The organism is Enterobacter sp. DVT3837 (assembly GCF_056238685.1).
Window position 1 is genome coordinate 1,161,323 of the sequence record NZ_JBWDLA010000001.1, and the last position, 23,937, is coordinate 1,185,259.

The 23,937-nt window shown below is 54.5% G+C and carries 14 protein-coding genes, 1 tRNA gene and 3 rRNA genes; 5 read left to right on the forward strand and 13 right to left on the reverse strand.

Annotated features, from left to right (window positions below; all coding sequences use genetic code 11):
- The first annotated feature begins 86 nt into the window (after positions 1 to 86).
- Positions 87 to 1,031, forward strand: coding sequence for a ketopantoate/pantoate/pantothenate transporter PanS (gene panS / locus AC0XWG_RS05675; protein WP_407220085.1), 945 nt, complete (start codon positions 87 to 89; stop codon positions 1,029 to 1,031).
- A 50-nt stretch (positions 1,032 to 1,081) separates the two neighbouring features.
- Positions 1,082 to 1,354, forward strand: a complete 273-nt coding sequence (locus AC0XWG_RS05680; protein ID WP_032662654.1) for a YjbD family protein — start codon at positions 1,082 to 1,084, stop codon at positions 1,352 to 1,354.
- Here AC0XWG_RS05680 and rluF read toward each other — a convergent pair whose 3' ends face one another.
- The 5 genes from rluF to metH all read right to left on the reverse strand — a co-directional run bounded on the left by rluF (position 1,355) and on the right by metH (position 8,328).
- The gene (gene rluF, locus AC0XWG_RS05685; RefSeq protein WP_475680444.1) at positions 1,355 to 2,227 is read right to left on the reverse strand and encodes a 23S rRNA pseudouridine(2604) synthase RluF; all 873 of its coding nucleotides are present in this window, start codon (positions 2,225 to 2,227) and stop codon (positions 1,355 to 1,357) included.
- A 54-nt stretch (positions 2,228 to 2,281) separates the two neighbouring features.
- On the reverse strand, positions 2,282 to 2,530 hold the full coding sequence (locus tag AC0XWG_RS05690; protein ID WP_240739595.1) for a CcdB family protein: 249 nt from the start codon (positions 2,528 to 2,530) through the stop codon (positions 2,282 to 2,284).
- A complete protein-coding gene (locus AC0XWG_RS05695) occupies positions 2,508 to 2,801 on the reverse strand; it encodes a type II toxin-antitoxin system CcdA family antitoxin (RefSeq protein ID WP_049007761.1) in 294 nt (97 codons plus the stop codon). The genes AC0XWG_RS05690 and AC0XWG_RS05695 overlap by 23 nt, the downstream gene beginning before the upstream one ends.
- Positions 2,802 to 2,896: 95 nt before the next feature.
- Positions 2,897 to 4,528 carry a Na/Pi cotransporter family protein gene (locus tag AC0XWG_RS05700; RefSeq protein WP_049007762.1) on the reverse strand — a complete coding sequence of 544 codons (1,632 nt, stop codon included), beginning with the start codon at positions 4,526 to 4,528 and terminating at the stop codon, positions 2,897 to 2,899.
- Positions 4,529 to 4,644: 116 nt separating this feature from the next.
- Complete coding sequence (gene metH, locus AC0XWG_RS05705) at positions 4,645 to 8,328, reverse strand: methionine synthase (RefSeq protein WP_475680445.1); 3,684 nt, start codon at positions 8,326 to 8,328, stop codon at positions 4,645 to 4,647.
- Positions 8,329 to 8,521: 193 nt separating this feature from the next.
- Between metH and iclR the strand changes: the two genes are divergently transcribed.
- Positions 8,522 to 9,349, forward strand: a complete 828-nt coding sequence (iclR, locus tag AC0XWG_RS05710) for a glyoxylate bypass operon transcriptional repressor IclR (protein WP_075204663.1) — start codon at positions 8,522 to 8,524, stop codon at positions 9,347 to 9,349.
- On the opposite strand, the gene aceK is transcribed toward iclR, so the two are convergent.
- The 8 genes from aceK to AC0XWG_RS05750 all read right to left on the reverse strand — a co-directional run bounded on the left by aceK (position 9,321) and on the right by AC0XWG_RS05750 (position 20,418).
- Entirely contained in the window at positions 9,321 to 11,066 is a 1,746-nt protein-coding gene (aceK, locus tag AC0XWG_RS05715; RefSeq protein WP_475680446.1) for a bifunctional isocitrate dehydrogenase kinase/phosphatase, read from the reverse strand. The genes iclR and aceK overlap by 29 nt on opposite strands.
- A 51-nt stretch (positions 11,067 to 11,117) precedes the next feature.
- Positions 11,118 to 12,422, reverse strand: a complete 1,305-nt coding sequence (aceA, locus tag AC0XWG_RS05720; protein WP_028017988.1) for an isocitrate lyase — start codon at positions 12,420 to 12,422, stop codon at positions 11,118 to 11,120.
- Positions 12,423 to 12,453: 31 nt separating this feature from the next.
- Positions 12,454 to 14,055, reverse strand: a complete 1,602-nt coding sequence (gene aceB / locus AC0XWG_RS05725) for a malate synthase A (RefSeq protein ID WP_129325466.1) — start codon at positions 14,053 to 14,055, stop codon at positions 12,454 to 12,456.
- Between the two features lie 270 nt (positions 14,056 to 14,325).
- A complete protein-coding gene (metA, locus tag AC0XWG_RS05730; RefSeq protein WP_028017990.1) occupies positions 14,326 to 15,255 on the reverse strand; it encodes a homoserine O-acetyltransferase MetA in 930 nt (309 codons plus the stop codon).
- 179 nt (positions 15,256 to 15,434) lie between these two features.
- Positions 15,435 to 15,550: ribosomal RNA gene (rrf, locus tag AC0XWG_RS05735) — 5S ribosomal RNA — on the reverse strand.
- 70 nt (positions 15,551 to 15,620) lie between these two features.
- A 23S ribosomal RNA gene (locus AC0XWG_RS05740) occupies positions 15,621 to 18,525 on the reverse strand.
- A 192-nt stretch (positions 18,526 to 18,717) separates the two neighbouring features.
- Positions 18,718 to 18,793, reverse strand: a tRNA-Glu gene (locus AC0XWG_RS05745).
- 85 nt (positions 18,794 to 18,878) lie between these two features.
- Positions 18,879 to 20,418 (reverse strand): 16S ribosomal RNA (locus AC0XWG_RS05750).
- Together the 16S, 23S and 5S rRNA genes with 1 tRNA gene alongside form the textbook arrangement of a ribosomal RNA operon.
- 564 nt (positions 20,419 to 20,982) lie before the next feature.
- Here AC0XWG_RS05750 and purH point away from each other — a divergent pair.
- Positions 20,983 to 22,572, forward strand: coding sequence for a bifunctional phosphoribosylaminoimidazolecarboxamide formyltransferase/IMP cyclohydrolase (gene purH, locus AC0XWG_RS05755; RefSeq protein ID WP_475680447.1), 1,590 nt, complete (start codon positions 20,983 to 20,985; stop codon positions 22,570 to 22,572).
- A gap of 15 nt (positions 22,573 to 22,587) precedes the next feature.
- Positions 22,588 to 23,880: a phosphoribosylamine--glycine ligase gene (gene purD, locus AC0XWG_RS05760; RefSeq protein WP_128348917.1), complete on the forward strand. Its 1,293-nt coding sequence runs from the start codon at positions 22,588 to 22,590 to the stop codon at positions 23,878 to 23,880.
- Positions 23,881 to 23,937 lie beyond the last annotated feature (57 nt).

A 23,937-nucleotide genomic window follows, 5' to 3' on the forward strand; every position in this document is an offset into this window, starting at 1 on the left:
CGTTAGCACGATAAACAATAACGATAAGCCGGGCACAGACCCGGCTTTTTCATAACTAAACACAACACAATCGCAAGGAAATACCTATGTTATCCGCCATCACACGGCTGTTCCCGTTATGGGCGCTGCTGCTCTCCGTAGTCGCGTATTACACGCCCACCTCGTTCACCGGTATTGGTCCATGGGTCACCACCCTGCTGATGCTGATCATGCTCGGTATGGGCGTGCATCTGAAAATCGACGATTTTAAACGCGTGCTGTCGCGCCCGGCCCCCGTCGCTGCAGGCATATTCCTGCACTACCTGGTGATGCCGCTCGCCGCGTGGCTTCTGGCGATGGCCTTTAAGATGCCGCCCGATCTCTCCGCCGGGATGGTGCTGGTGGGCAGCGTGGCCAGCGGTACAGCATCCAACGTGATGATCTACCTTGCGAAAGGCGATGTGGCACTCTCCGTCACTATCTCTTCCGTTTCCACGCTGGTTGGCGTGATTGCTACCCCACTGTTAACGCGCTTATATGTGGACGCACATATTCAGGTGGACGTCATGGGCATGCTGCTCAGCATCCTGCAAATCGTGGTGATCCCGATTGCGCTAGGGCTGGTCATTCACCATCTTTTCCCGCGCGTGGTGAAAACGGTTGAACCGTATCTGCCGGCGTTCTCGATGGTCTGCATTCTGGCGATCATCAGCGCCGTGGTCGCGGGTTCCGCCTCACACATTGCTTCTGTAGGCTTTGTGGTGATCGTCGCGGTAGTGCTGCATAACACCATTGGATTACTCGGTGGTTACTGGGGCGGGAAGCTGTTTGGCTTTGACGAGTCCACCTGCCGCACGCTGGCAATCGAGGTGGGAATGCAGAACTCCGGTCTGGCGGCAGCACTCGGTAAGATTTACTTCTCACCACTGGCGGCCCTACCTGGCGCGCTGTTCTCCGTCTGGCATAACCTCTCCGGCTCGCTACTGGCGGGCTACTGGTCCGGCAAACCGATTGATGAGCAAACGAAAAAAGATGCAGTGAAGCAGGGTTAATTTACGCGGCTTGCTTTACACTGAAGCCTCCCCATCAGGAGGCTTCAGCAATGGCTACACCACGTTTGACCCAGAAAGACATGACGGAAGCTGAGCAGCGCGAACTGAAAACGCTTCTCGACCGCGCCCGTATCGCACATGGCCGCACGCTGACGAACGCCGAAACCAATCAGGTGAAAAAAGAGTACATCGATAAGCTGATGGCGCAGCGTGAGGCCGCGGCGAAAAAAGCCCGCAAGCTGAAAAAAGAGCAGGCTTATAAACCCGATGCAGAGGCGACCTTCTCCTGGTCCGCCACTACATCAACCCGTGGAAGGCGCTAATCAGCGCCCTTTCTTTTTACGCCCCGGCTGGGTAAAGCGCTTTCCGTTGCCCGGCTTGCCTCGCCCTTTCTCTTCCGCCTGCGGCGCCTTCACCACCGGGCGCTTAATCGCCTGGGTTTTCGGTTTGGCTTTAGCTTTTGGCTTCGCTTCAGACGACGAGTTCTCGATAAGCTTGAACAGTTCAATCAGCTCGTCATCCGTTAAGTCGCGCCACTCGCCCAGCGGGATACCGGACAGGCTGACGTTCATGATGCGCGTGCGTTCCAGCTTCGTCACTTCATAACCGAAGTGCTCACACATACGGCGGATCTGGCGGTTTAAACCCTGGACCAGCGTAATACGAAACGCGAACGGTGCTTCTTTCTTCACCTTACACTTCTTCGTAACGGTGCCCAGAATTGGCACGCCCGCCCCCATCCCACGGATAAACTCATCCGTCACAGGCTTATTCACCGTGACGATGTACTCTTTCTCATGGTCGTTTCCGGCGCGCAGAATTTTGTTCACCAGATCGCCGTGGTTGGTGAGAAAAATCAGCCCCTGGGAGTCTTTATCCAGTCGACCAATCGGGAAGACACGGCTGCTGTGATTAACGAAATCAACGATGTTGTCTCGCTCGCCATCTTCCGTGGTACTGACGATACCAACCGGTTTATTCAACGCGATAAACACCAGGTCTTCGGCATCGCGGGGTTCGATAACCTGACCATTCACTTTAACCACATCGCCAGGGACGACCTGGTCGCCAATGGTGGCGCGTTTGCCGTTCAGGAACACGTTACCCTGTTCAATGTAACGGTCAGCCTCGCGACGTGAGCAGATCCCGCTCTCGCTAATGTATTTGTTTAATCGGGTTGATTGAGTTGGCAGCATAGTTTCTCCTGTGAAGGGCGAAATATACCTTACCTTGCGGCTGACAAAAAAGTGTTAGTAACCGTTGATCAAAAAATCGAGTGCATCCCGCAATGAAGCCCGGTTTTGCGTAAGATCGGCGACACGCTCGCCTAACTCTTTTGGCGATATGCCTGCCATCATGTGCATCATGACCACGCAGGGCTTACCCGCTATCTCAACGACAGGGCACACTTTCGCAGGCGGTTGAATGCCTCCCAGGTGGCTAAGCTCAACTGCGGGGGCGACCAGGACTGCTTCATCAGAACGACCTCTGAAAGTCACTAAAAGAGCCGTTTTCATCAACCCACTGGTTAATGGCCTCAATAGAAGCTTTATTTTCTGCTAACCACTCGGCGCGCTGATGCGCACGAAACTGCTCCTGCAGCGCAGCCGTGAGTACAGCGGATAGATTAAGTTTAAGCCGTCGCGCCTCTTCAAGAATTTCTGGTGCTAACGACACATTAACTGATTTTTTAATGCCTTGAGTAGTGCGCATGAGAACCCCCATCGGAATGCGCATGAATTGGCGAAGAGTAGCGTAATAAACGAGCATTTTCTATTCCCTTAAAAATGTAAGGTCTGAAGAGTAAATGGCGCTTTATAAGGTGTCACGCCTCGCAAAACGGTTTTGCGAGGCGCTTTCAGAGATTAATATTCATCCCGCTCGTCGTCTTCATCCGGCTGTTCCATCACGCTGTACGCCACCGCGCAGAACAACGAGTTGAGACGTTTCATATCCCCCAGCAGCCCCAGGTGCAGCGAACTCGTTTCGATACTCTGCACGTTCTGCTGATGCAGACGCTCAACGTGGGCGTGCGAGTAGCGGCGGTTCAGAATACGGAAACGATGCTTGTTGCGGCGCAGGCGGCGCGCACTCGGCACGTCGCTGGAGAAGAACACCGACATCGCCAGCTTGAGGTTGCTGACCAGCTGTTCGTGCAGCGCCTCCAGCTCCTTCAGGCCTTCACCTGAAAATGCGCGACGCGCGGCAAGGGATTTGTCGGCAATCTCGCTACCCATGCGCTCAACGATATCCGAGGCCTGCTCCAGGTTAAGCGACATCTCGATAATTTCCGCCCAGCGGCGGGACTCTTCCTCCGCCAGTTCATCCTGCGGAATACGCGCAAGATAGAGCTTGATGGCGGTATAGAGCACGTTGATGTCGTCCGCCAGTCTGCGCAGCTCTTTCTCTTCACGCGGCTCGCCGTGCATCACCTTTTGCAGCCCTTCGAGCATGGTTTCCATCGCATCGCCTATGCGCAGCGTCTCACGGGCAGCATTCGCCAGCGCCAGTGCAGGGGTGTCCAGCGCAGACGTATCCAGATGCTTAGGTTTCAGACGCGCATCCAGCTCCGGTTCATCCTGAATAAGTCGTTCACAGAAACGGGCCATCGGCTCAGCAAAAGGTACCATCGCCAGGCAGCGCACCAGGTTATAGAAAACGTGAAAATAGATCACCAGCTCCGCTTTTGGTAGCGGGAGGTTATCCATCAGGTTCGCCAGCGGATGGATAAAGGGCAGGATAATCAGGCTCCCCACCAGCTTAAACAGCAGGCTGCCGAGGGCTACGCGGCGGGCGGCAGCATTGGCGGCGCTGTTGTTGAGCATCGCCAGCAGGCCGGAGCCAAGGTTAGCCCCGATCACCAGACATAACGCGACCGGGAAGGAGATCACCCCTGCAGCGGTGAGTGTTGCCGTCAGCAATACTGCGGCCAGGCTCGAGTAACTGACGATGGCAAACACTGCACCGATCAGCGCGTCCAGCATGATGTCGCCGGTCAGCGAAGCGAAGATGACCTGAACACCATTAGCCTCGGTAATGGGAGTAACCGCCTGCACAATCAGTTCCAGCGCCAGCAGGATAAGCCCCAGGCCAATCCCTACGCGTCCGAGCTGTCCGGCCCGCGTTTGTTTGCGGCCAAGGAAGAAGATGACGCCAATGAAAATCAGCAACGGCGACAGCCAGGAGAGATCAAAGGTCAGGATACGCGCCATCAACGCGGTACCCACATCAGCACCCAGTACAATCACCAGCGCCGGGGCCAGCGCCACCAGATCCTGCGCCACAAACGAGGTGACAAGCAGCGTCGTGGCGTTGCTGCTCTGAACCAGTGCCGTCACGCCAATACCCGCACAGAAGGCGAGCGGTTTCTTCTCAACGCTGCTGCTGAGAACGGTACGTAAACGGGCACCAAATACGCGCATCACGCCGGTACGGACAATATGGGTGCCCCATACCAGAAGTGCGACTGCGGAGAGCAGATGTAACAGAATCAGCACGGAAGATGTTCCTCCTTATCGTTATTCGTTTTCCCTTGGTTCAGTATAAGGGTTTAAACGTAATAAAGAGACAGGGCGCCCAATGAGCGCCCTGTTTGTTGTAAGGAAAAGTGACGTCAGTCCGCGTCGTAGCCTAAATTCGGCGCTAGCCAACGCTCCACTTCAGAGACACTCATACCTTTGCGCAGGGCGTAATCTTCGATTTGATCGCGTTGCAGCTGCGCCAAGGCGAAGTACTTGCTGTCAGGATGGCTGAAATACCAGCCGGAAACGGACGCCCCTGGCCACATGGCGAACGACTCGGTGAGTTTCATCCCTGTATGCGCTTCAACATCCAGCAGCTTCCAGATGGTTCCCTTTTCGGTGTGTTCCGGGCAGGCCGGGTAGCCAGGTGCCGGACGAATCCCCTGATAGTTTTCGCGGATCAGTTCCTCGTTGCTGAGGTTCTCATTGGCCGCGTAGCCCCAGAGTACCTTACGTACGCGCTCGTGCAGGTACTCGGCGAAGGCTTCCGCCAGACGGTCGGCAATCGCTTTGACCATGATTTTGTTGTAATCATCGTGCTGCGCTTCGTACGCATCCGCCAGGGCATCTTCTTCCAGACCACCGGTTACAGCAAATGCGCCGATGTAATCGGCTTTACCAGAAAGCTTCGGCGCAACGAAATCGGCCAGGCAGTAGTTCGCGAAACCCACTTTCTCGGTTTGCTGACGCAGATGGTGACTCACCGCCAGCACGTGAGTGCGGGTTTCATCGCGATAGATTTCAACATCGTCGCCCACGCGGTTCGCCGGAAACAGCCCCACCACGCCACGCGGGTTGAGGGTTTTCTCCACACTCAGTTTGTCGAGCATCTCGTTCGCATCTTTAAACAGGCGCTGTGCTTCTTCACCGACTACTTCGTCTTCGAGGATGCGCGGATATTTGCCCGCCAGCGACCAGGTCATAAAGAACGGCGTCCAGTCGATGTAGTTGCGCAGCGTCTCGATGCTGGCAGTCACATCCTGCACGCCCAGACGATGCGCGACAGGTGGCGTATAGCTCGGCCAGTCAAACGCCAGATCGTTATCGCGTGCCGCCTGCAACGTAACAGGCGGTGTGCGCGGTTTCTTGCGACCGTGCTGAATACGGACGGTTTCGTACTCTTTGCGGGTGCGCGTAACAAACTCGTCGCGCTGGGTGTCAGAGAGCAGCGCGGACACCACGCCTACCGTTCGCGAGGCATTTTGCACGTAGACCGTTGGACCACTGTAGTTCTGCTCGATTTTCACCGCCGTGTGCGCTTTTGAGGTGGTCGCCCCACCAATCAGCAGCGGAATGGTAAAGCCCTGACGCTCCATCTCTTTCGCCACGTTGACCATCTCATCAAGCGACGGGGTGATCAGCCCGGAGAGGCCAATCAGGTCGGCATTCACTTCACGTGCGGTTTTGAGGATTTTGTCCGCAGGTACCATCACGCCAAGATCGATAATCTCGTAGTTATTACACTGCAGCACCACGCCGACGATATTCTTGCCGATGTCGTGAACATCGCCCTTCACGGTGGCGATCACCATTTTCCCGTTGCTGGAGCCTTTCTCTTTGCTGGCTTCGATAAACGGTTCAAGGTAGGCCACCGCCTGCTTCATCACGCGGGCGGATTTCACTACCTGCGGCAGGAACATTTTGCCCTCACCGAACAGATCGCCAACCACGTTCATGCCGTCCATCAGTGGCCCTTCGATCACTTCAATCGGACGTGCGGACTGAAGACGCGCTTCTTCGGTATCCAGTTCGATAAACTCGGTAATACCTTTCACCAGCGAATATTCCAGACGCTTTTTCACATCCCAGGAACGCCACTCGGCCTGCTGAACGTTGGCTGCTTCATCCGATTTACTGCCACGGTATTTCTCCGCCAGATCCAGCATCCGCTCGGTGGCATCGTCACGACGGTTCAGGATCACGTCTTCTACCGCGTCGCGCAGTTCTGCCGGCAGGTCGTCGTAAATCGCGAGCTGTCCGGCGTTAACGATCCCCATATCCATCCCGTTACGGATGGCGTAGTAGAGGAACACGGCGTGAATAGCTTCACGCACCGGATCGTTACCGCGGAACGAGAACGATACGTTCGATACACCGCCGGAGATCAGCGCATGCGGCAGCTCGCGCTTAATGTCTTCACACGCGCCGATAAAGTCCTGGGCGTAGTTGTTGTGCTCTTCAATCCCGGTCGCCACAGCGAAAATGTTCGGGTCAAAGATGATGTCTTCCGGGGGGAAGCCTACCTCTTCGGTCAAAATTTTGTACGCACGGCGGCAAATCTCAATTTTGCGCTCGCGGGTGTCTGCCTGGCCCACTTCATCAAAGGCCATAACCACAACGGCCGCGCCGTAACGGCGTACCAGCTTCGCGTGATGGATAAAGATATCAACGCCTTCTTTCATCGAGATGGAGTTAACGATGCCTTTACCCTGAATGCATTTCAGCCCTTTCTCGATGACTTCCCACTTAGAGGAGTCAATCATGATCGGCACGCGGGCGATGTCCGGTTCACCGGCAATCAGGTTGAGGAAACGCACCATCGCCGCTTCGGCGTCGAGCATCCCCTCATCCATGTTGATATCAATAATTTGAGCACCGCTCTCAACCTGCTGGCGGGCGACGTCCAGCGCTTCGCTGTACTTCTCTTCTTTAATCAGACGTTTGAACTTTGCTGAACCGGTGACGTTAGTACGCTCACCCACGTTCACAAACAGGCTGTCGTCACCGATGGTCAACGGCTCAAGGCCGGAGAGTCGACAGGCCACAGGCAGCTCAGGTAATTTTCGCGGCGGCAGCCCGGCCACCGCATTGCTCATGGCCGCGATATGCTCAGGCGTCGTGCCGCAGCAGCCACCGACGATGTTCAGGAAGCCAGACTCGGCCCACTCGCGGATTTGCGCCGCCATGGTGTTGGCATCGAGATCGTATTCACCAAACGCGTTCGGCAGACCGGCGTTCGGGTGCGCGGTGACGTAACATTCCGCAATGCGCGACAGTTCCTGTACGTACTGGCGGAGTTCATCTGGCCCCAGCGCGCAGTTCAGGCCGAAGGAGAGCGCTTCAGCGTGGCGCAGAGAGTTATAAAAGGCTTCGGTTGTCTGGCCGGATAAGGTACGGCCGGAGGCGTCAGTAATGGTGCCGGAAATCATGATCGGCAGGTCAACGCCCAGCGCCTCGAACTCCTCTTTCACCGCGTAAATCGCGGCTTTGGCGTTGAGGGTATCGAATACGGTTTCAATCAGGATCAGATCGGAACCCCCTTCCACCAGCGCTTTGGTCGATTCGCGGTAGGCGGCAACCAGCTGGTCAAAGGTGATATTACGAAACGCCGGGTCGTTCACGTCCGGTGAAATCGACGCGGTGCGGTTGGTAGGGCCAAGCACCCCGGCAACGTAGCGCGGCTTGTCCGGCGTGCGGGCCGTCCACTCGTCGGCGCAGGCGCGCGCCAGCTTCGCAGCTTCAAAGTTGATTTCCGCCGACAGGGATTCCATCTGGTAATCCGCCATGGCGATGGTTGTCGAGTTAAAGGTGTTGGTTTCAATGATATCCGCACCCGCTTCAAAGTAGGCGTTGTGGATATCTTTAATAACCGACGGCTTGCTGAGCACCAGCAGGTCGTTATTACCCTTCAGGTCACATGGCCAGTCGGCAAAACGCTCGCCGCGGAAATCGTCTTCACTCAGACGATAGCCCTGGATCATGGTGCCCATGCCGCCGTCCAGCACCAGAATTCGTTCTTTTAACTGCGCACGCAGTTGCTCTACTTTGCTGCTCACACTTGCTCCCGACAACGCTCAACAAGGCCAAAAGGCTGCATTCCATACTGGCATAATCTCGCAGGGTGGAAAAGTCACACAGGAGTAACATGAGACATGTTCACTATCACTCCTCCGATCAGTCAGGATAACGGTTGCAAATTCACCAAATAAAACGAAAATGATTTCCACGATACAGAAAAAGGAGATCGTCATGGTCGCGACCGTTCCCGCTAAACGCGGCAGAAAACCTGCTGCTACCACCGCCGCACAACAGGGCGGACAGGTTCAATCGCTCACGCGCGGTTTGAAGCTGCTGGAGTGGATAGCCGAGTCGCACAATAGCGTGGCCCTGACGGAGCTGGCTCAGCAGGCTGGCCTGCCGAACTCCACAACGCATCGACTGCTGACCACCATGCAGCAGCTGGGCTTTGTCCGTCAGGTCGGTGAGCTGGGACACTGGGCTGTAGGCGCGCATGCGTTTATCGTCGGCAGCAGCTTCCTGCAAAGCCGTAATCTGCTGGCGATTGTGCACCCAATCCTGCGCAAGCTGATGGAAGATTCCGGCGAGACGGTAAACCTGGCGGTACTCGACCAGAGCGACCATCAGGCGATCATCATCGACCAGGTGCAGTGTACGCAGCTGATGCGTATGTCGGCACCCATTGGCGGCAAGCTCCCTATGCACGCCTCCGGGGCGGGGAAGGCGTTTCTGTCGCAACTGAGCGAAGAGCAGGTGACGGGGTTATTGCACCGTAAAGGGTTGCACGCCTACACCCACGCGACGCTGGTTTCGCCGGTGCATCTTAAAGAGGATCTGGCCCTGACCCGCAAACGCGGCTATTCGTTTGATGACGAGGAACATGCTCTGGGCCTGCGTTGCATTGCAGCCTGTATCTTTGACGAACACCGCGAGCCGTTCGCCGCCATCTCCATCTCCGGGCCGATTTCACGCATGACGGATGATCGCGTGACTGAGCTGGGCGCGCTGGTGATTAAGGCGGCGAAAGAGGTTACGCTGGCGTATGGTGGGATTCGTTAAACCGCACGCAAAACCGCTGCTTACGTCGATAGGCGTACACATCTTCCACATGCCCATTCTTAATTCGCGTTTGCAATCCATGCCAGTAGCTGGCGTGGAACAGATCGTCGTGCATCTCTGCGAATAATGGCCCAATTCGCGGGTCAGCGCACAGCCAGTGGCGGAACTCCTCAGGAAATACATCGCCCGGCGAGACGCTGTACCACGGCTCACCGGAGAGTTCATCTTCCGGATAGCGGGGCTGCGGGATGTCGCGGAAATTCACCTCGGTCATGTAACAAATTTCATCGTAATCGTAGAACACGACGCGTCCGTGGCGGGTGACGCCGAAGTTTTTAAACAGCATATCCCCCGGGAAGATATTGGCGGCAGCAAGCTGGCGAATCGCATTGCCATACTCTTCAATGGCATCGCGAAGCGCCTGACCTTCGGACTGCTCCAGCCAGATGTTCAGGGGCACCATACGGCGTTCAATGTAGAGATGGCTAATCACAATTTTGTCACCAATATCGGTGATTTTGCCGGGTACTTCCTGCATTAAAAGCGCCATGAGTGCTGGATCGATCTGCTGCTTATCCAGCACAAAGTTTTCGAATTCCTGGGTATCGGCCATGCGTCCAACACGGTCGTGCTCTTTAACCAGCTGGTAGCAGGCGCGGACATGTGCAGCCGTCATCTCTTTCTGCGGCGCGAATTTATCTTTAATCACCTTAAAGACGCGGTCAAAACCCGGCAGGGTGAAGACCAGCATCACCATACCGCGAATGCCCGGTGCTTCGATAAACTGTTCATCCGCCGTGGTGACATAGCGCAAATACTCCCGATAGCTTTCCGTTTTGGCGTGCTTCTGACAGCCAATCGCCATATACAGCTCGGCGGTGGTTTTGCCCGGCAGGATCTCGCGCAACCATTCCACGAGCGCGGCAGGTAACGGCGCGTAGACCATAAAGTAGGAACGGGCGAAGCCAAACACAATGCTGGCTTCGGCGCTGGTGGTCAGACAGGTATCGACAAACAGTTCGCCGTCGTCGGTGCGGTGGATCGGTAACAGAAACGGCACGATGGCTGCCGGCGTAACCAGTTTGCCCACCAACCAGGCGGCTTTATTGCGATAGAACAGTTCATTGGCGACCTGCAAATGGCTGTGCCCAAGAACGTCCTCGCCGAAGGTTTCAGTGAGATGCGCGTGGATATAGCCGATATCCCGGGTTTTATTCTCCCAGGGTAAACGCAGCGGCAAGTCTGTTAACACGCGGTGCAGGAGCTTTTCCCACCCGCGATCGGGAAAGAAATCTTTCGCCAGCGGACGAGGAATAGTACGAAAACGCCGCTCGGGCTGGGAGCTGAAAATAAATAACCGCTCAGGAGATAATGAGCGGTGGTCAAATAACCGACAATAGACGGAGTTAAAGAAGCTCTCCGCAATCTCGAAGCGCGGGTAATCGGGTAACAAACGGGTGTAGTGCTCTTTCACGCGCAGTAAAAATTCCGCGTCTGGACTTTTACCGTCGGTGATACAGCGTAGCTGCTCCACCACCAGACCCACATGGTGGTCGTAGAGATGGATACGCTGCTTCATGGCCTGCTGAACCGCATGCCAGTCTGCATGTTCGAAGCGCTGCTGCGCGCCGGAGGTCACTTCCAGAAAACGGCCATACTGGGCATCGAAGCCCTGCAGAATAGTTTGGGCAATCAGTAATTCCAGACCACGCGACATATATCCCCCTCACCCCCAAGCCTCTCCCCGAGGGGGGAGAGGGGGAAAAGATTAGAACTGTGCTTCTTCGGTTGAGCCCGTTAAGGCGGTGACGGAGGAGGTGCCGCCCTGAATAATCGTGGTCACATTATCAAAGTAGCCAGTTCCCACCTCCTGCTGGTGAGACACGAAGGTGTAGCCATCTTTACCCGCGGCAAATTCCGGCTGCTGCACCTTCTCAACGTAGTGCTTCATGCCCTCACCCTGCGCATAGGCGTGCGCCAGGTCGAACATGTTGAACCACATGCTGTGGATGCCTGCCAAAGTAATGAACTGGTATTTGTAGCCCATGTCGGACAGCTGCTGCTGAAAGCTGGCGATTGTCTTGTCGTCCAGTTTTTTCTGCCAGTTGAAGGACGGTGAGCAGTTGTAGGCCAGCAGTTTGCCCGGGTACTTCGCATGAATGGCATCGGCAAAGCGTTTTGCCAGAGCCAGATCCGGCGTGGAGGTTTCGCACCAGACCAGGTCCGCATAAGGAGCGTACGCCAGACCACGGCTTATCGCCTGCTCAATACCGGCATGGGTACGATAGAACCCTTCGCTGGTACGTTCACCGGTAATGAACTCGCTGTCGTACGGGTCGCAATCTGAGGTAATCAGGTCAGCTGCATCCGCATCCGTACGGGCAATGACCAATGTCGGCACGCCGAGCACGTCAGCAGCCAGACGCGCCGCAACCAGTTTCTGAATCGCCTCCTGGGTCGGGACCAGCACTTTGCCGCCCATATGTCCGCATTTCTTCACTGACGCCAGCTGGTCTTCGAAGTGAACGGCCGCTGCACCGGCCTCAATCATCGATTTCATCAGCTCGAAGGCGTTCAGCACGCCACCGAAACCCGCTTCCGCATCCGCAACTATCGGCAGGAAGTAATCAATAAAGCGCGGATCGTTTGGCTCAATGCCTGCCGCCCACTGGATCTGATCCGCACGGCGGAAGGTGTTGTTGATCCGATCCACGACCGACGGTACGGAGTTAGCCGGATAGAGCGACTGATCCGGGTACATGCTGGAGGCCAGGTTAGCGTCCGCCGCGACCTGCCAGCCGGACAGGTAAATGGCTTCTATCCCCGCCTTTGCCTGCTGCAGTGCCTGACCGCCCGTCAGCGCGCCAAGGCTGTTGATGTAACCTTTTTTGGAACCACCGTGCAGCAGCTTCCACATTTTCGCCGCGCCATTTTGCGCCAGCGTGCATTCCGGATTGACCGAGCCGCGTAATTTCACCACTTCCTCCGCGCTGTACGGACGGCGGATGCCTTCCCAGCGAGGTTGTGTCCACTCTTTCTTTAATTCTTCGATTTGTTGGGTACGGGTTTTCATGTGCAGATGCTCCATATTGTTATGTGGTGAGTTACGCCAGGAAGCGGTAGCCCGGCAGGGTCAGGAAGTCGATTAAGTCATCTGATGTGGTGATTTGCTCCATCAGGCGCGCAGCGTCGTCAAAACGTCCGCTGCTGAAGCGGTGTTCGCCCAGCTCGTCCTGGATCACCCGCATCTCTTCAGCCAGCATCTGGCGGAACAGGGATTTGGTTACCGGCTTACCGTTGCTGAGCGTTTTTTGATGGTGGATCCACTGCCAGATGGAGGTCCGTGAGATCTCTGCCGTCGCGGCATCTTCCATCAGGCCGTAGATCGGCACACAGCCGTTGCCGGAGATCCACGCTTCGATGTATTGCACGGCGACGCGAATATTGGCACGCATGCCCTCTTCAGTGCGTTCACCCGCACACGGTGCCAGCAGTTGCTCTTCGGCTGTTGGCGCATCGTCTTCACGCGTGACAAACAGCTGGTTTTTATTGTCGCCAAGCACGCGGTTGAATACCTCCATCGCGGTATCGGCCAGGCCCGGATGTGCAATCCACGTCCCGTCATGACCATTGCGTGCTTCAAGCTCTTTATCGGCTTTCACCTTGTTGAGTACCTGGCTATTACGCTCCGCATCTTTGCTTGGAATAAACGCGGCCATGCCGCCCATCGCAAAGGCACCACGCTTGTGGCAGGTTTTGATCAGCAGACGCGAGTAGGCGCTCAGGAACGGTTTATCCATGGTGACAACCTGACGATCCGGCAGTACGCGATCGGGATAATTCTTCAGGGTCTTGATGTAGCTGAAAATGTAGTCCCAGCGCCCGCAGTTCAGGCCGACAATGTGATCGCGCAGGGCATGCAGAATTTCATTCATCTGGAACACGGCAGGCAGCGTTTCAATCAGCAGCGTGGCTTTGATGGTGCCGCGCGGCAGGTTGAATCGATCTTCCGCATAACTAAACACCTCACTCCACCAGGCCGCTTCCTGCCAGGATTGGGTTTTCGGCAGATAGAAGTAAGGGCCGCTACCTTTTGCCAGCAGGTTTTTGTGGTTGTGGAAGAAATAGAGCGCGAAATCAAACAGGCTGCCCGGAATGGCTTCCCCACGCCAGGTGACGTGTTTTTCAGGCAGGTGCAGCCCGCGTACGCGGCATATCAGCACCGCCGGATTCGGTTTGAGCTGGTAAATTTTGCCGGCTTCGTTGGTATAGCTGATGGTGCCGTTCACGGCGTCGCGCAGATTGATCTGCCCCTCAATGACCTTACGCCAGTCCGGAGCCAGAGAATCTTCAAAATCAGCCATAAAGACTTTAACGTTCGCGTTCATGGCGTTGATCACCATTTTGCGCTCTACCGGCCCCGTGATCTCAACCCGGCGATCCTGCAAATCTTCAGGAATGCCACGGATTTTCCACTCGCCACGGCGAATGGAAGCGGTTTCCGAAATAAAACCAGGCAACTTGCCATCGTCAATTTCCTGCTGCTGATGAATGCGCGCTGCCAGCAGCTTATTACGCTGTGGCGTAAAGCGCGTTACCAGTTCAGTCAGGAATTCTACCGCTTCCGCCGTCAAAACTTGCTGTTCTTGCTCGCCATACGGCTGGGTAAAGGCCAGTTCATCGACCGTCGTTGCCTGTTGAGTCATCACTCTGCTCCTCATCAAAGATCCAAATTCACATCCCCAATGCGAACGAAAGATCGTTGTGTAGTTTTCGCTCAGCAGAATTAAGACTATCTATATTTTTTCCAAAATCAAAAACAATTTCCATTTTAATTTAATTTTAGATTCAATTTATTGATTTAATTGAAATTAAAGTTTTATTGAGTGGTGAGTGGCATTTCGGAAATAAAAAAGGCACCCGAAGGTGCCTGATCTGAATAGCTGAAACGCTTTAGGATCGTTTAGTGCAGAAGATTACTCCAGCGTCGGATTCATGTGACGCAGATCGTATGGTGTGATTTGGTAGACGTAATAGTTGAGCCAGTTCGTAAACAGCAAATTCCCGTGGCTGCGCCAGGTTGCTCTCGGTTTGTTTTGCGGATCGTTTTTCGGGAAATAGTTGTACGGAACATCCGGATTCAGACCCGCTTCGACGTCACGGAAAAACTCAGCCGCGAGGGTGTTTGGGTCATACTCGGGATGCCCGGTGACAAAAGCAATACGCTTATCTTTGCTGGCAAACAGGTAGGCATCACCGTCTTCCGTTTCAGCCAGGATCTCCAGATCGGTGTAATCGCGGATCAGTTGTGCCGGGAAATCGGCATAGCGAGAGTGTGGGGCAAGGAAAGTGTCATCAAATCCGCGCGTCAGTAATGCGTGTGGATGCAGAATATGGTGTTCATATACGCCAGAGAGCTTTTCAGTGCGGGTTTGCTTTGGAATGCCATACAGGATATTCAGTGCCGCCTGGACCGCCCAACAGACAAAAAGCGTGGAGGTGACGTGATCTTTTGCCCACTCCAGCACCTGTTTTATCTGCGGCCAGTAGGCAACATCATTGAATTCAACCAGGCCCAGTGGTGCTCCCGTTACAATCAGTCCATCGAAGTTTTCATCGCGGATGTCATCGAAGTTACAGTAGAAATTGTTCAGATGCTCAGAAGGTGTATTTCGCGACTCACGGGCATCAATTCGTAGCAGCTGGATGTCAACCTGAAGCGGGGAGTTCGAAAGCAGACGAAGAAACTGGTTTTCTGTTTCGATCTTTTTTGGCATCAGATTGAGAATAAGCACCTTCAGCGGGCGAATTTCCTGACCTGTAGCGCGTGAAGCCGTCATGACAAAGACATTTTCTTCACGTAAGAAATTGACGGCTGGTAGCTCGTCCTGCACCCGAATCGGCATAACCTTATATCCTCACAGCATACGTATAAACGTTTAGACATCCAGACAGCTAACGATAACCAGAAATGATCTGAATGTCGAGTCTGCAAGTGAAAGGTGAGAAAGTTTCAAGGAGGGAATGTGTAAGATCCAAAGCAAAAAACCCCGCACCTTACGGTACGGGGTTCTTCTTGTTTGATGCCTGGCAGTTCCCTACTCTCACATGGGGAGACCCCACACTACCATCGGCGCTACGGCGTTTCACTTCTGAGTTCGGCATGGGGTCAGGTGGGACCACCGCGCTAAAGCCGCCAGGCAAATTCTGTTAATCTGTATCAAAGCTGAAAATCTTCTGTCTCTCTTCGCCGAAACAGCTTCGGCGTTGTAAGGTTAAGCCTCACGGTTCATTAGTATCGGTTAGCTCAACGCATCGCTGCGCTTACACACCCGACCTATCAACGTCGTAGTCTTCAACGTTCCTTCAGGACCCTTAAAGGGTCAGGGAGAACTCATCTCGGGGCAAGTTTCGTGCTTAGATGCTTTCAGCACTTATCTCTTCCGCATTTAGCTACCGGGCAATGCCATTGGCATGACAACCCGAACACCAGTGATGCGTCCACTCCGGTCCTCTCGTACTAGGAGCAGCCCCCCTCAATTCTCCAGCGCCCACGGCAGATAGGGACCGAACTGTCTCACGACGTTCTAAACCCAGCTCGCGTACCACTTTAAATGGCGAACAGCCATACCCTTGGGACCTACTTCAGCCCCAGGATGTGATGAGCCGACATCGAGGTGCCAAACACCGCCGTCGATATGAACTCTTGGGCGGTATCAGCCTGTTATCCCCGGAGTACCTTTTATCCGTTGAGCGATGGCCCTTCCATTCAGAACCACCGGATCACTATGACCTGCTTTCGCACCTGCTCGAGCCGTCACTCTCGCAGTCAAGCTAGCTTATGCCATTGCACTAACCTCCTGATGTCCGACCAGGATTAGCTAACCTTCGTGCTCCTCCGTTACTCTTTGGGAGGAGACCGCCCCAGTCAAACTACCCACCAGACACTGTCCGCAACCCGGATTACGGGTCTACGTTAGAACACCAGCCATTAAAGGGTGGTATTTCAAGGGCGGCTCCACGCAGACTGGCGTCCACGCTTCAAAGCCTCCCACCTATCCTACACATCAAGGACCAGTGTTCAGTGTCAAGCTATAGTAAAGGTTCACGGGGTCTTTCCGTCTTGCCGCGGGTACACTGCATCTTCACAGCGAGTTCAATTTCACTGAGTCTCGGGTGGAGACAGCCTGGCCATCATTACGCCATTCGTGCAGGTCGGAACTTACCCGACAAGGAATTTCGCTACCTTAGGACCGTTATAGTTACGGCCGCCGTTTACCGGGGCTTCGATCAAGAGCTTCGCGTTGCCGCTAACCCCATCAATTAACCTTCCGGCACCGGGCAGGCGTCACACCGTATACGTCCACTTTCGTGTTTGCACAGTGCTGTGTTTTTAATAAACAGTTGCAGCCAGCTGGTATCTTCGACTGATTTCAGCTCCACCCGCAGGGGCTTCACCTACATATCAGCGTGCCTTCTCCCGAAGTTACGGCACCATTTTGCCTAGTTCCTTCACCCGAGTTCTCTCAAGCGCCTTGGTATTCTCTACCTGACCACCTGTGTCGGTTTGGGGTACGATTTGATGTTACCTGATGCTTAGAGGCTTTTCCTGGAAGCAGGGCATTTGTTACTTCAGCACCGTAGTGCCTCGTCATCACACCTCAGCGTTAATAAGGTACCGGATTTACCTGGAACCTCCGCCTACATGCTTAAACCGGGACAACCGTCGCCCGGCTAACATAGCCTTCTCCGTCCCCCCTTCGCAGTAACACCAAGTACAGGAATATTAACCTGTTTCCCATCGACTACGCCTTTCGGCCTCGCCTTAGGGGTCGACTCACCCTGCCCCGATTAACGTTGGACAGGAACCCTTGGTCTTCCGGCGTGCGGGCTTTTCACCCGCATTATCGTTACTTATGTCAGCATTCGCACTTCTGATACCTCCAGCACCCCTCACAGGACACCTTCAACGGCTTACAGAACGCTCCCCTACCCAACAACACATAGTGTCGCTGCCGCAGCTTCGGTGCATGGTTTAGCCCCGTTACATCTTCCGCGCAGGCCGACTCGACCAGTGAGCTATTACGCTTTCTTTAAATGATGGCTGCTTCTAAGCCAACATCCTGGCTGTCTGTGCCTTCCCACATCGTTTCCCACTTAACCATGACTTTGGGACCTTAGCTGGCGGTCTGGGTTGTTTCCCTCTTCACGACGGACGTTAGCACCCGCCGTGTGTCTCCCGTGATAACATTCTTCGGTATTCGTAGTTTGCATCGGGTTGGTAAGCCGGGATGGCCCCCTAGCCGAAACAGTGCTCTACCCCCGAAGATGAGTTCACGAGGCGCTACCTAAATAGCTTTCGGGGAGAACCAGCTATCTCCCGGTTTGATTGGCCTTTCACCCCCAGCCACAAGTCATCCGCTAATTTTTCAACATTAGTCGGTTCGGTCCTCCAGTTAGTGTTACCCAACCTTCAACCTGCCCATGGCTAGATCACCGGGTTTCGGGTCTATACCCTGCAACTTAACGCCCAGTTAAGACTCGGTTTCCCTTCGGCTCCCCTATACGGTTAACCTTGCTACAGAATATAAGTCGCTGACCCATTATACAAAAGGTACGCAGTCACACCACGAAGGTGCTCCCACTGCTTGTACGTACACGGTTTCAGGTTCTTTTTCACTCCCCTCGCCGGGGTTCTTTTCGCCTTTCCCTCACGGTACTGGTTCACTATCGGTCAGTCAGGAGTATTTAGCCTTGGAGGATGGTCCCCCCATATTCAGACAGGATACCACGTGTCCCGCCCTACTCTTCGAGTTCACAACCTGTGCATTTTCGTGTACGGGACTATCACCCTGTACCGTCGGACTTTCCAGACCGTTCCACTAACACACAAGCTGATTCAGACTCTGGGCTGCTCCCCGTTCGCTCGCCGCTACTGGGGGAATCTCGGTTGATTTCTTTTCCTCGGGGTACTTAGATGTTTCAGTTCCCCCGGTTCGCCTCGTTAACCTATGTATTCAGTTAACGATAGTGTGACGAATCACACTGGGTTTCCCCATTCGGACATCGCCGGGTCAAAGGTTCATATCACCTCGCCGGCGCTTTTCGCAGATTAGCACGTCCTTCATCGCCTCTGACTGCCAGGGCATCCACCGTGTACGCTTAGTCGCTTAACCTCACAACCCGAAGATGTTTCTTTCGATTCACCATCGACTTGCGAAAATTTGAGAGACTCGAACACACATAACATGTGTGTCGTTTCAATTTTCAGCTTGATCCAGATTTTTAAAGAGCAAATATCTCAAACATGACTCGCAAGTCAGTTTTGAGATATGACGGCAGGTGACTTTCACTCACGAACCAGCAAGTGGCGTCCCCTAGGGGATTCGAACCCCTGTTACCGCCGTGAAAGGGCGGTGTCCTGGGCCTCTAGACGAAGGGGACGTATAAGTCTCAATCGCAAGACGCCTTGCTATTTACTTTTCATCAGACAATCTGTGTGAGCACTGCAAAGGCAGGTTCTTTAAGGTAAGGAGGTGATCCAACCGCAGGTTCCCCTACGGTTACCTTGTTACGACTTCACCCCAGTCATGAATCACAAAGTGGTAAGCGCCCTCCCGAAGGTTAAGCTACCTACTTCTTTTGCAACCCACTCCCATGGTGTGACGGGCGGTGTGTACAAGGCCCGGGAACGTATTCACCGTAGCATTCTGATCTACGATTACTAGCGATTCCGACTTCATGGAGTCGAGTTGCAGACTCCAATCCGGACTACGACGCACTTTATGAGGTCCGCTTGCTCTCGCGAGGTCGCTTCTCTTTGTATGCGCCATTGTAGCACGTGTGTAGCCCTACTCGTAAGGGCCATGATGACTTGACGTCATCCCCACCTTCCTCCAGTTTATCACTGGCAGTCTCCTTTGAGTTCCCGGCCGGACCGCTGGCAACAAAGGATAAGGGTTGCGCTCGTTGCGGGACTTAACCCAACATTTCACAACACGAGCTGACGACAGCCATGCAGCACCTGTCTCAGAGTTCCCGAAGGCACCAATCCATCTCTGGAAAGTTCTCTGGATGTCAAGAGTAGGTAAGGTTCTTCGCGTTGCATCGAATTAAACCACATGCTCCACCGCTTGTGCGGGCCCCCGTCAATTCATTTGAGTTTTAACCTTGCGGCCGTACTCCCCAGGCGGTCGACTTAACGCGTTAGCTCCGGAAGCCACGCCTCAAGGGCACAACCTCCAAGTCGACATCGTTTACGGCGTGGACTACCAGGGTATCTAATCCTGTTTGCTCCCCACGCTTTCGCACCTGAGCGTCAGTCTTTGTCCAGGGGGCCGCCTTCGCCACCGGTATTCCTCCAGATCTCTACGCATTTCACCGCTACACCTGGAATTCTACCCCCCTCTACAAGACTCTAGCCTGCCAGTTTCGAATGCAGTTCCCAGGTTGAGCCCGGGGATTTCACATCCGACTTGACAGACCGCCTGCGTGCGCTTTACGCCCAGTAATTCCGATTAACGCTTGCACCCTCCGTATTACCGCGGCTGCTGGCACGGAGTTAGCCGGTGCTTCTTCTGCGGGTAACGTCAATTGCTGAGGTTATTAACCTCAGCACCTTCCTCCCCGCTGAAAGTACTTTACAACCCGAAGGCCTTCTTCATACACGCGGCATGGCTGCATCAGGCTTGCGCCCATTGTGCAATATTCCCCACTGCTGCCTCCCGTAGGAGTCTGGACCGTGTCTCAGTTCCAGTGTGGCTGGTCATCCTCTCAGACCAGCTAGGGATCGTCGCCTAGGTGAGCCGTTACCCCACCTACTAGCTAATCCCATCTGGGCACATCTGATGGCAAGAGGCCCGAAGGTCCCCCTCTTTGGTCTTGCGACGTTATGCGGTATTAGCTACCGTTTCCAGTAGTTATCCCCCTCCATCAGGCAGTTTCCCAGACATTACTCACCCGTCCGCCGCTCGTCACCCGAGAGCAAGCTCTCTGTGCTACCGCTCGACTTGCATGTGTTAGGCCTGCCGCCAGCGTTCAATCTGAGCCATGATCAAACTCTTCAATTTAAAAGTTTGATGCTCAATGAATTAAACTTCGTAATGAATTACGTGTTCACTCGTTGAGACTTGGTATTCATTTTTCGTCCGAGGACGTTAAGAATCCATGTCACTTTGAGTGCCCACACAGATTGTCTGATAAATTGTTAAAGAGCAGTGCAACGCGGCTTTCAGCTCACCGTTGCGAGGTGGCGTATATTACGCTTTCCTCTTTCAGAGTCAACCCGTTATTTCAGGATTTTTTCTCTTCAACCGACCGGCTTGTTTGTGAAGTGATTCACATCCGCCGTGTCGATGGAGGCGCATTATAGGGAGTTCTCCGCAGGCCGCAATAGAAAAATTGCAGAAAAATGACTGACTGCTGCATTCCACAGCAAAACCCCGCCTTATACCTTTTTACACACAGACTTATCCACAATGCTACGAAAAAGTGAAAATTCGCGAGCGTTGCGCAAACGTTTTCGTTAAAATGCTCGCGCCTGACAAGGATGCCCCGTTAGGGGTGTTAGCTGAGTTTTTTTGTGGAAAATTCATCTAACGCTCTCTGTAATCGTGAAATCCAGGGGATTTACCATGCAACAACGTCGTCCAATCCGCCGCGCTCTGCTCAGTGTTTCTGATAAAGCCGGTATCGTCGAATTCGCTCAGGCACTTTCTGCACGTGGTGTAGAGCTGCTTTCTACTGGCGGAACTGCTCGCCTGTTAGCAGATAAAGGCTTGCCGGTAACCGAAGTGTCCGATTACACCGGTTTCCCGGAAATGATGGATGGACGCGTGAAAACCCTGCACCCGAAAGTGCATGGCGGCATCCTTGGTCGTCGCGGCCAGGATGACGGTATTATGGAACAACACGATATCGCACCTATCGATATGGTTGTTGTTAACCTCTACCCGTTTGCCCAGACCGTTGCCCGCGAAGGCTGCTCTCTGGAAGATGCAGTGGAGAATATTGATATTGGTGGCCCAACCATGGTGCGCTCCGCGGCCAAGAACCATAAAGATGTCGCCATCGTAGTAAAGAGCAACGACTACGCTGCCATTATTAAAGAGATGGATGCCAACGAAGGCTCCCTGACTCTGGATACGCGTTTCGACCTCGCCATTAAAGCATTCGAACACACCGCCGCTTACGACAGCATGATTGCCAACTACTTCGGTAGCCTGGTCCCGGCTTACCATGGCGAAAGCAATGAGCCGTCTGGTCGCTTCCCACGTACCCTGAACCTGAACTTCATTAAGAAGCAGGATATGCGTTACGGTGAGAACAGCCACCAGCAGGCTGCTTTCTATATAGAAGAAGAAGTCAAAGAAGCGTCTGTGGCGACTGCACAGCAGGTTCAGGGTAAAGCGCTCTCTTATAACAACATTGCCGACACCGATGCCGCGCTGGAATGTGTAAAAGAGTTCAGCGAACCAGCCTGCGTTATCGTGAAGCACGCAAACCCATGCGGCGTGGCGGTAAGCACCTCTATTCTGGACGCCTACGATCGTGCGTATAAAACCGACCCGACCTCGGCGTTCGGCGGCATTATCGCCTTCAACCGCGAGCTGGATGCTGAAACGGCACAGGCCATCATCTCCCGTCAGTTTGTCGAAGTGATCATCGCGCCATCCGCATCTGAAGAAGCGCTGAAAATCACCTCTGCAAAACAGAACGTGCGCGTGCTGGTTTGCGGCCAGTGGGCTGAGCGTGTACCAGGCCTGGACTTCAAACGCGTGAACGGCGGTCTGCTGGTTCAGGACCGCGACCTGGGTATGGTGACAGAAGCCGACCTGCGCGTGGTGACCAAACGTCAACCAACCGAGCAGGAACTGCGTGACGCGCTGTTCTGCTGGAAAGTGGCGAAATTCGTGAAATCCAACGCCATTGTCTACGCGAAAGAGAACATGACCATCGGGATAGGTGCAGGCCAGATGAGCCGTGTCTACTCTGCAAAAATTGCCGGGATTAAAGCAGGTGATGAAGGTCTGGAAGTGAAAGGCTCCGCCATGGCGTCTGACGCCTTCTTCCCGTTCCGTGACGGTATCGATGCTGCCGCAGCAGTAGGCATCACCTGTGTGATCCAGCCTGGCGGTTCCATTCGTGATGACGAAGTGATTGCCGCTGCCGATGAACACGGTATTGCGATGATCTTCACCGACATGCGCCACTTCCGCCATTAATTCCCGGAGTAGAAAATGAAAGTATTAGTGATTGGTAATGGCGGACGCGAGCACGCTCTGGCGTGGAAAGCGGCACAGTCTCCGCTGGTGAAAACCGTCTTTGTGGCACCGGGCAACGCCGGTACGGCGCTGGAGCCTGCGCTGCAGAACGTGGCTATCGGCGTGACCGATATTCCAGCACTGCTGAGCTTTGCCCAGAACGAGAAAATCGATCTGACCATCGTCGGCCCGGAAGCGCCGCTGGTGATTGGCGTGGTGGATGCGTTCCGCGCGGCCGGCCTTAAAATCTTCGGGCCAACCGAAGGTGCAGCACAGCTCGAAGGCTCCAAAGCCTTCACCAAAGATTTCCTCGCGCGTCACAACATCCCGACGGCGGAATATCAGAACTTCACGGAAGTTGAGCCAGCCCTGGCTTATCTGCGTGAAAAAGGCGCGCCGATTGTCATTAAGGCCGACGGCCTGGCTGCCGGTAAAGGCGTTATCGTGGCGATGACTCTCGAAGAAGCGGAGGCCGCGGTGCAGGACATGCTGGCAGGTAACGCATTCGGCGACGCAGGCCATCGCATCGTGATCGAAGAGTTCCTCGATGGTGAAGAGGCGAGCTTCATTGTAATGGTCGACGGCGAGCACGTTCTACCGATGGCTACCAGCCAGGATCATAAACGCGTAGGCAATGCGGATACCGGCCCGAACACCGGCGGTATGGGCGCTTACTCACCCGCTCCGGTCGTGACTGACGAAGTACATCAGCGCACGATGGATCGCATCATCTGGCCAACCGTAAAAGGTATGGCAGCAGAAGGGAATACTTACACCGGTTTCCTCTATGCGGGTCTGATGATCGACAAACAGGGTAACCCGAAGGTCATCGAGTTCAACTGCCGCTTTGGCGATCCAGAAACTCAGCCGATCATGCTGCGCATGAAATCCGATCTGGTCGATCTGTGCCTGGCAGCCTGTGAAGGTAAGCTGGATGAGAAAACTTCCGAGTGGGACGAACGTGCGTCTCTGGGCGTGGTGATTGCCGCTGGCGGCTATCCAGGCAATTACAACACCGGAGATGAGATCCACGGTCTGCCGCTGGAAGAGCTCGAAGGCGGTAAAGTGTTCCATGCGGGTACGAAACTGTCTGACGACGATCGCGTACTGACCAACGGTGGCCGCGTGCTGTGTGCGACCGCATTGGGTCATAGCGTTGCAGAAGCACAGAAGCGCGCCTATGCGCTGATGGCGGATATTCACTGGAACGGTAGCTTTAGCCGTCAGGATATCGGCTATCGCGCGATTGCGCGTGAGCAAAGGGAGTAACGGAAGCGTCTGTTACACTCACCCAACTCCTCTCCCTCAAGGGAGAGGGGATTTACG

What these genes read in the sequence shown, in the direction of transcription:
- panS (WP_407220085.1), top strand. Translation starts at nt 87, where the DNA reads ATGTTATCCGCCATCACACGGCTGTTCCCGTTATGGGCGCTGCTGCTC.
- AC0XWG_RS05680 (WP_032662654.1), top strand. Translation starts at nt 1,082, where the DNA reads ATGGCTACACCACGTTTGACCCAGAAAGACATGACGGAAGCTGAGCAG.
- rluF (WP_475680444.1), bottom strand. Translation starts at nt 2,227, where the DNA reads ATGCTGCCAACTCAATCAACCCGATTAAACAAATACATTAGCGAGAGC.
- AC0XWG_RS05695 (WP_049007761.1), bottom strand. Translation starts at nt 2,801, where the DNA reads ATGCTCGTTTATTACGCTACTCTTCGCCAATTCATGCGCATTCCGATG.
- iclR (WP_075204663.1), top strand. Translation starts at nt 8,522, where the DNA reads ATGGTCGCGACCGTTCCCGCTAAACGCGGCAGAAAACCTGCTGCTACC.
- aceK (WP_475680446.1), bottom strand. Translation starts at nt 11,066, where the DNA reads ATGTCGCGTGGTCTGGAATTACTGATTGCCCAAACTATTCTGCAGGGC.
- aceA (WP_028017988.1), bottom strand. Translation starts at nt 12,422, where the DNA reads ATGAAAACCCGTACCCAACAAATCGAAGAATTAAAGAAAGAGTGGACA.
- aceB (WP_129325466.1), bottom strand. Translation starts at nt 14,055, where the DNA reads ATGACTCAACAGGCAACGACGGTCGATGAACTGGCCTTTACCCAGCCG.
- metA (WP_028017990.1), bottom strand. Translation starts at nt 15,255, where the DNA reads ATGCCGATTCGGGTGCAGGACGAGCTACCAGCCGTCAATTTCTTACGT.
- purH (WP_475680447.1), top strand. Translation starts at nt 20,983, where the DNA reads ATGCAACAACGTCGTCCAATCCGCCGCGCTCTGCTCAGTGTTTCTGAT.
- purD (WP_128348917.1), top strand. Translation starts at nt 22,588, where the DNA reads ATGAAAGTATTAGTGATTGGTAATGGCGGACGCGAGCACGCTCTGGCG.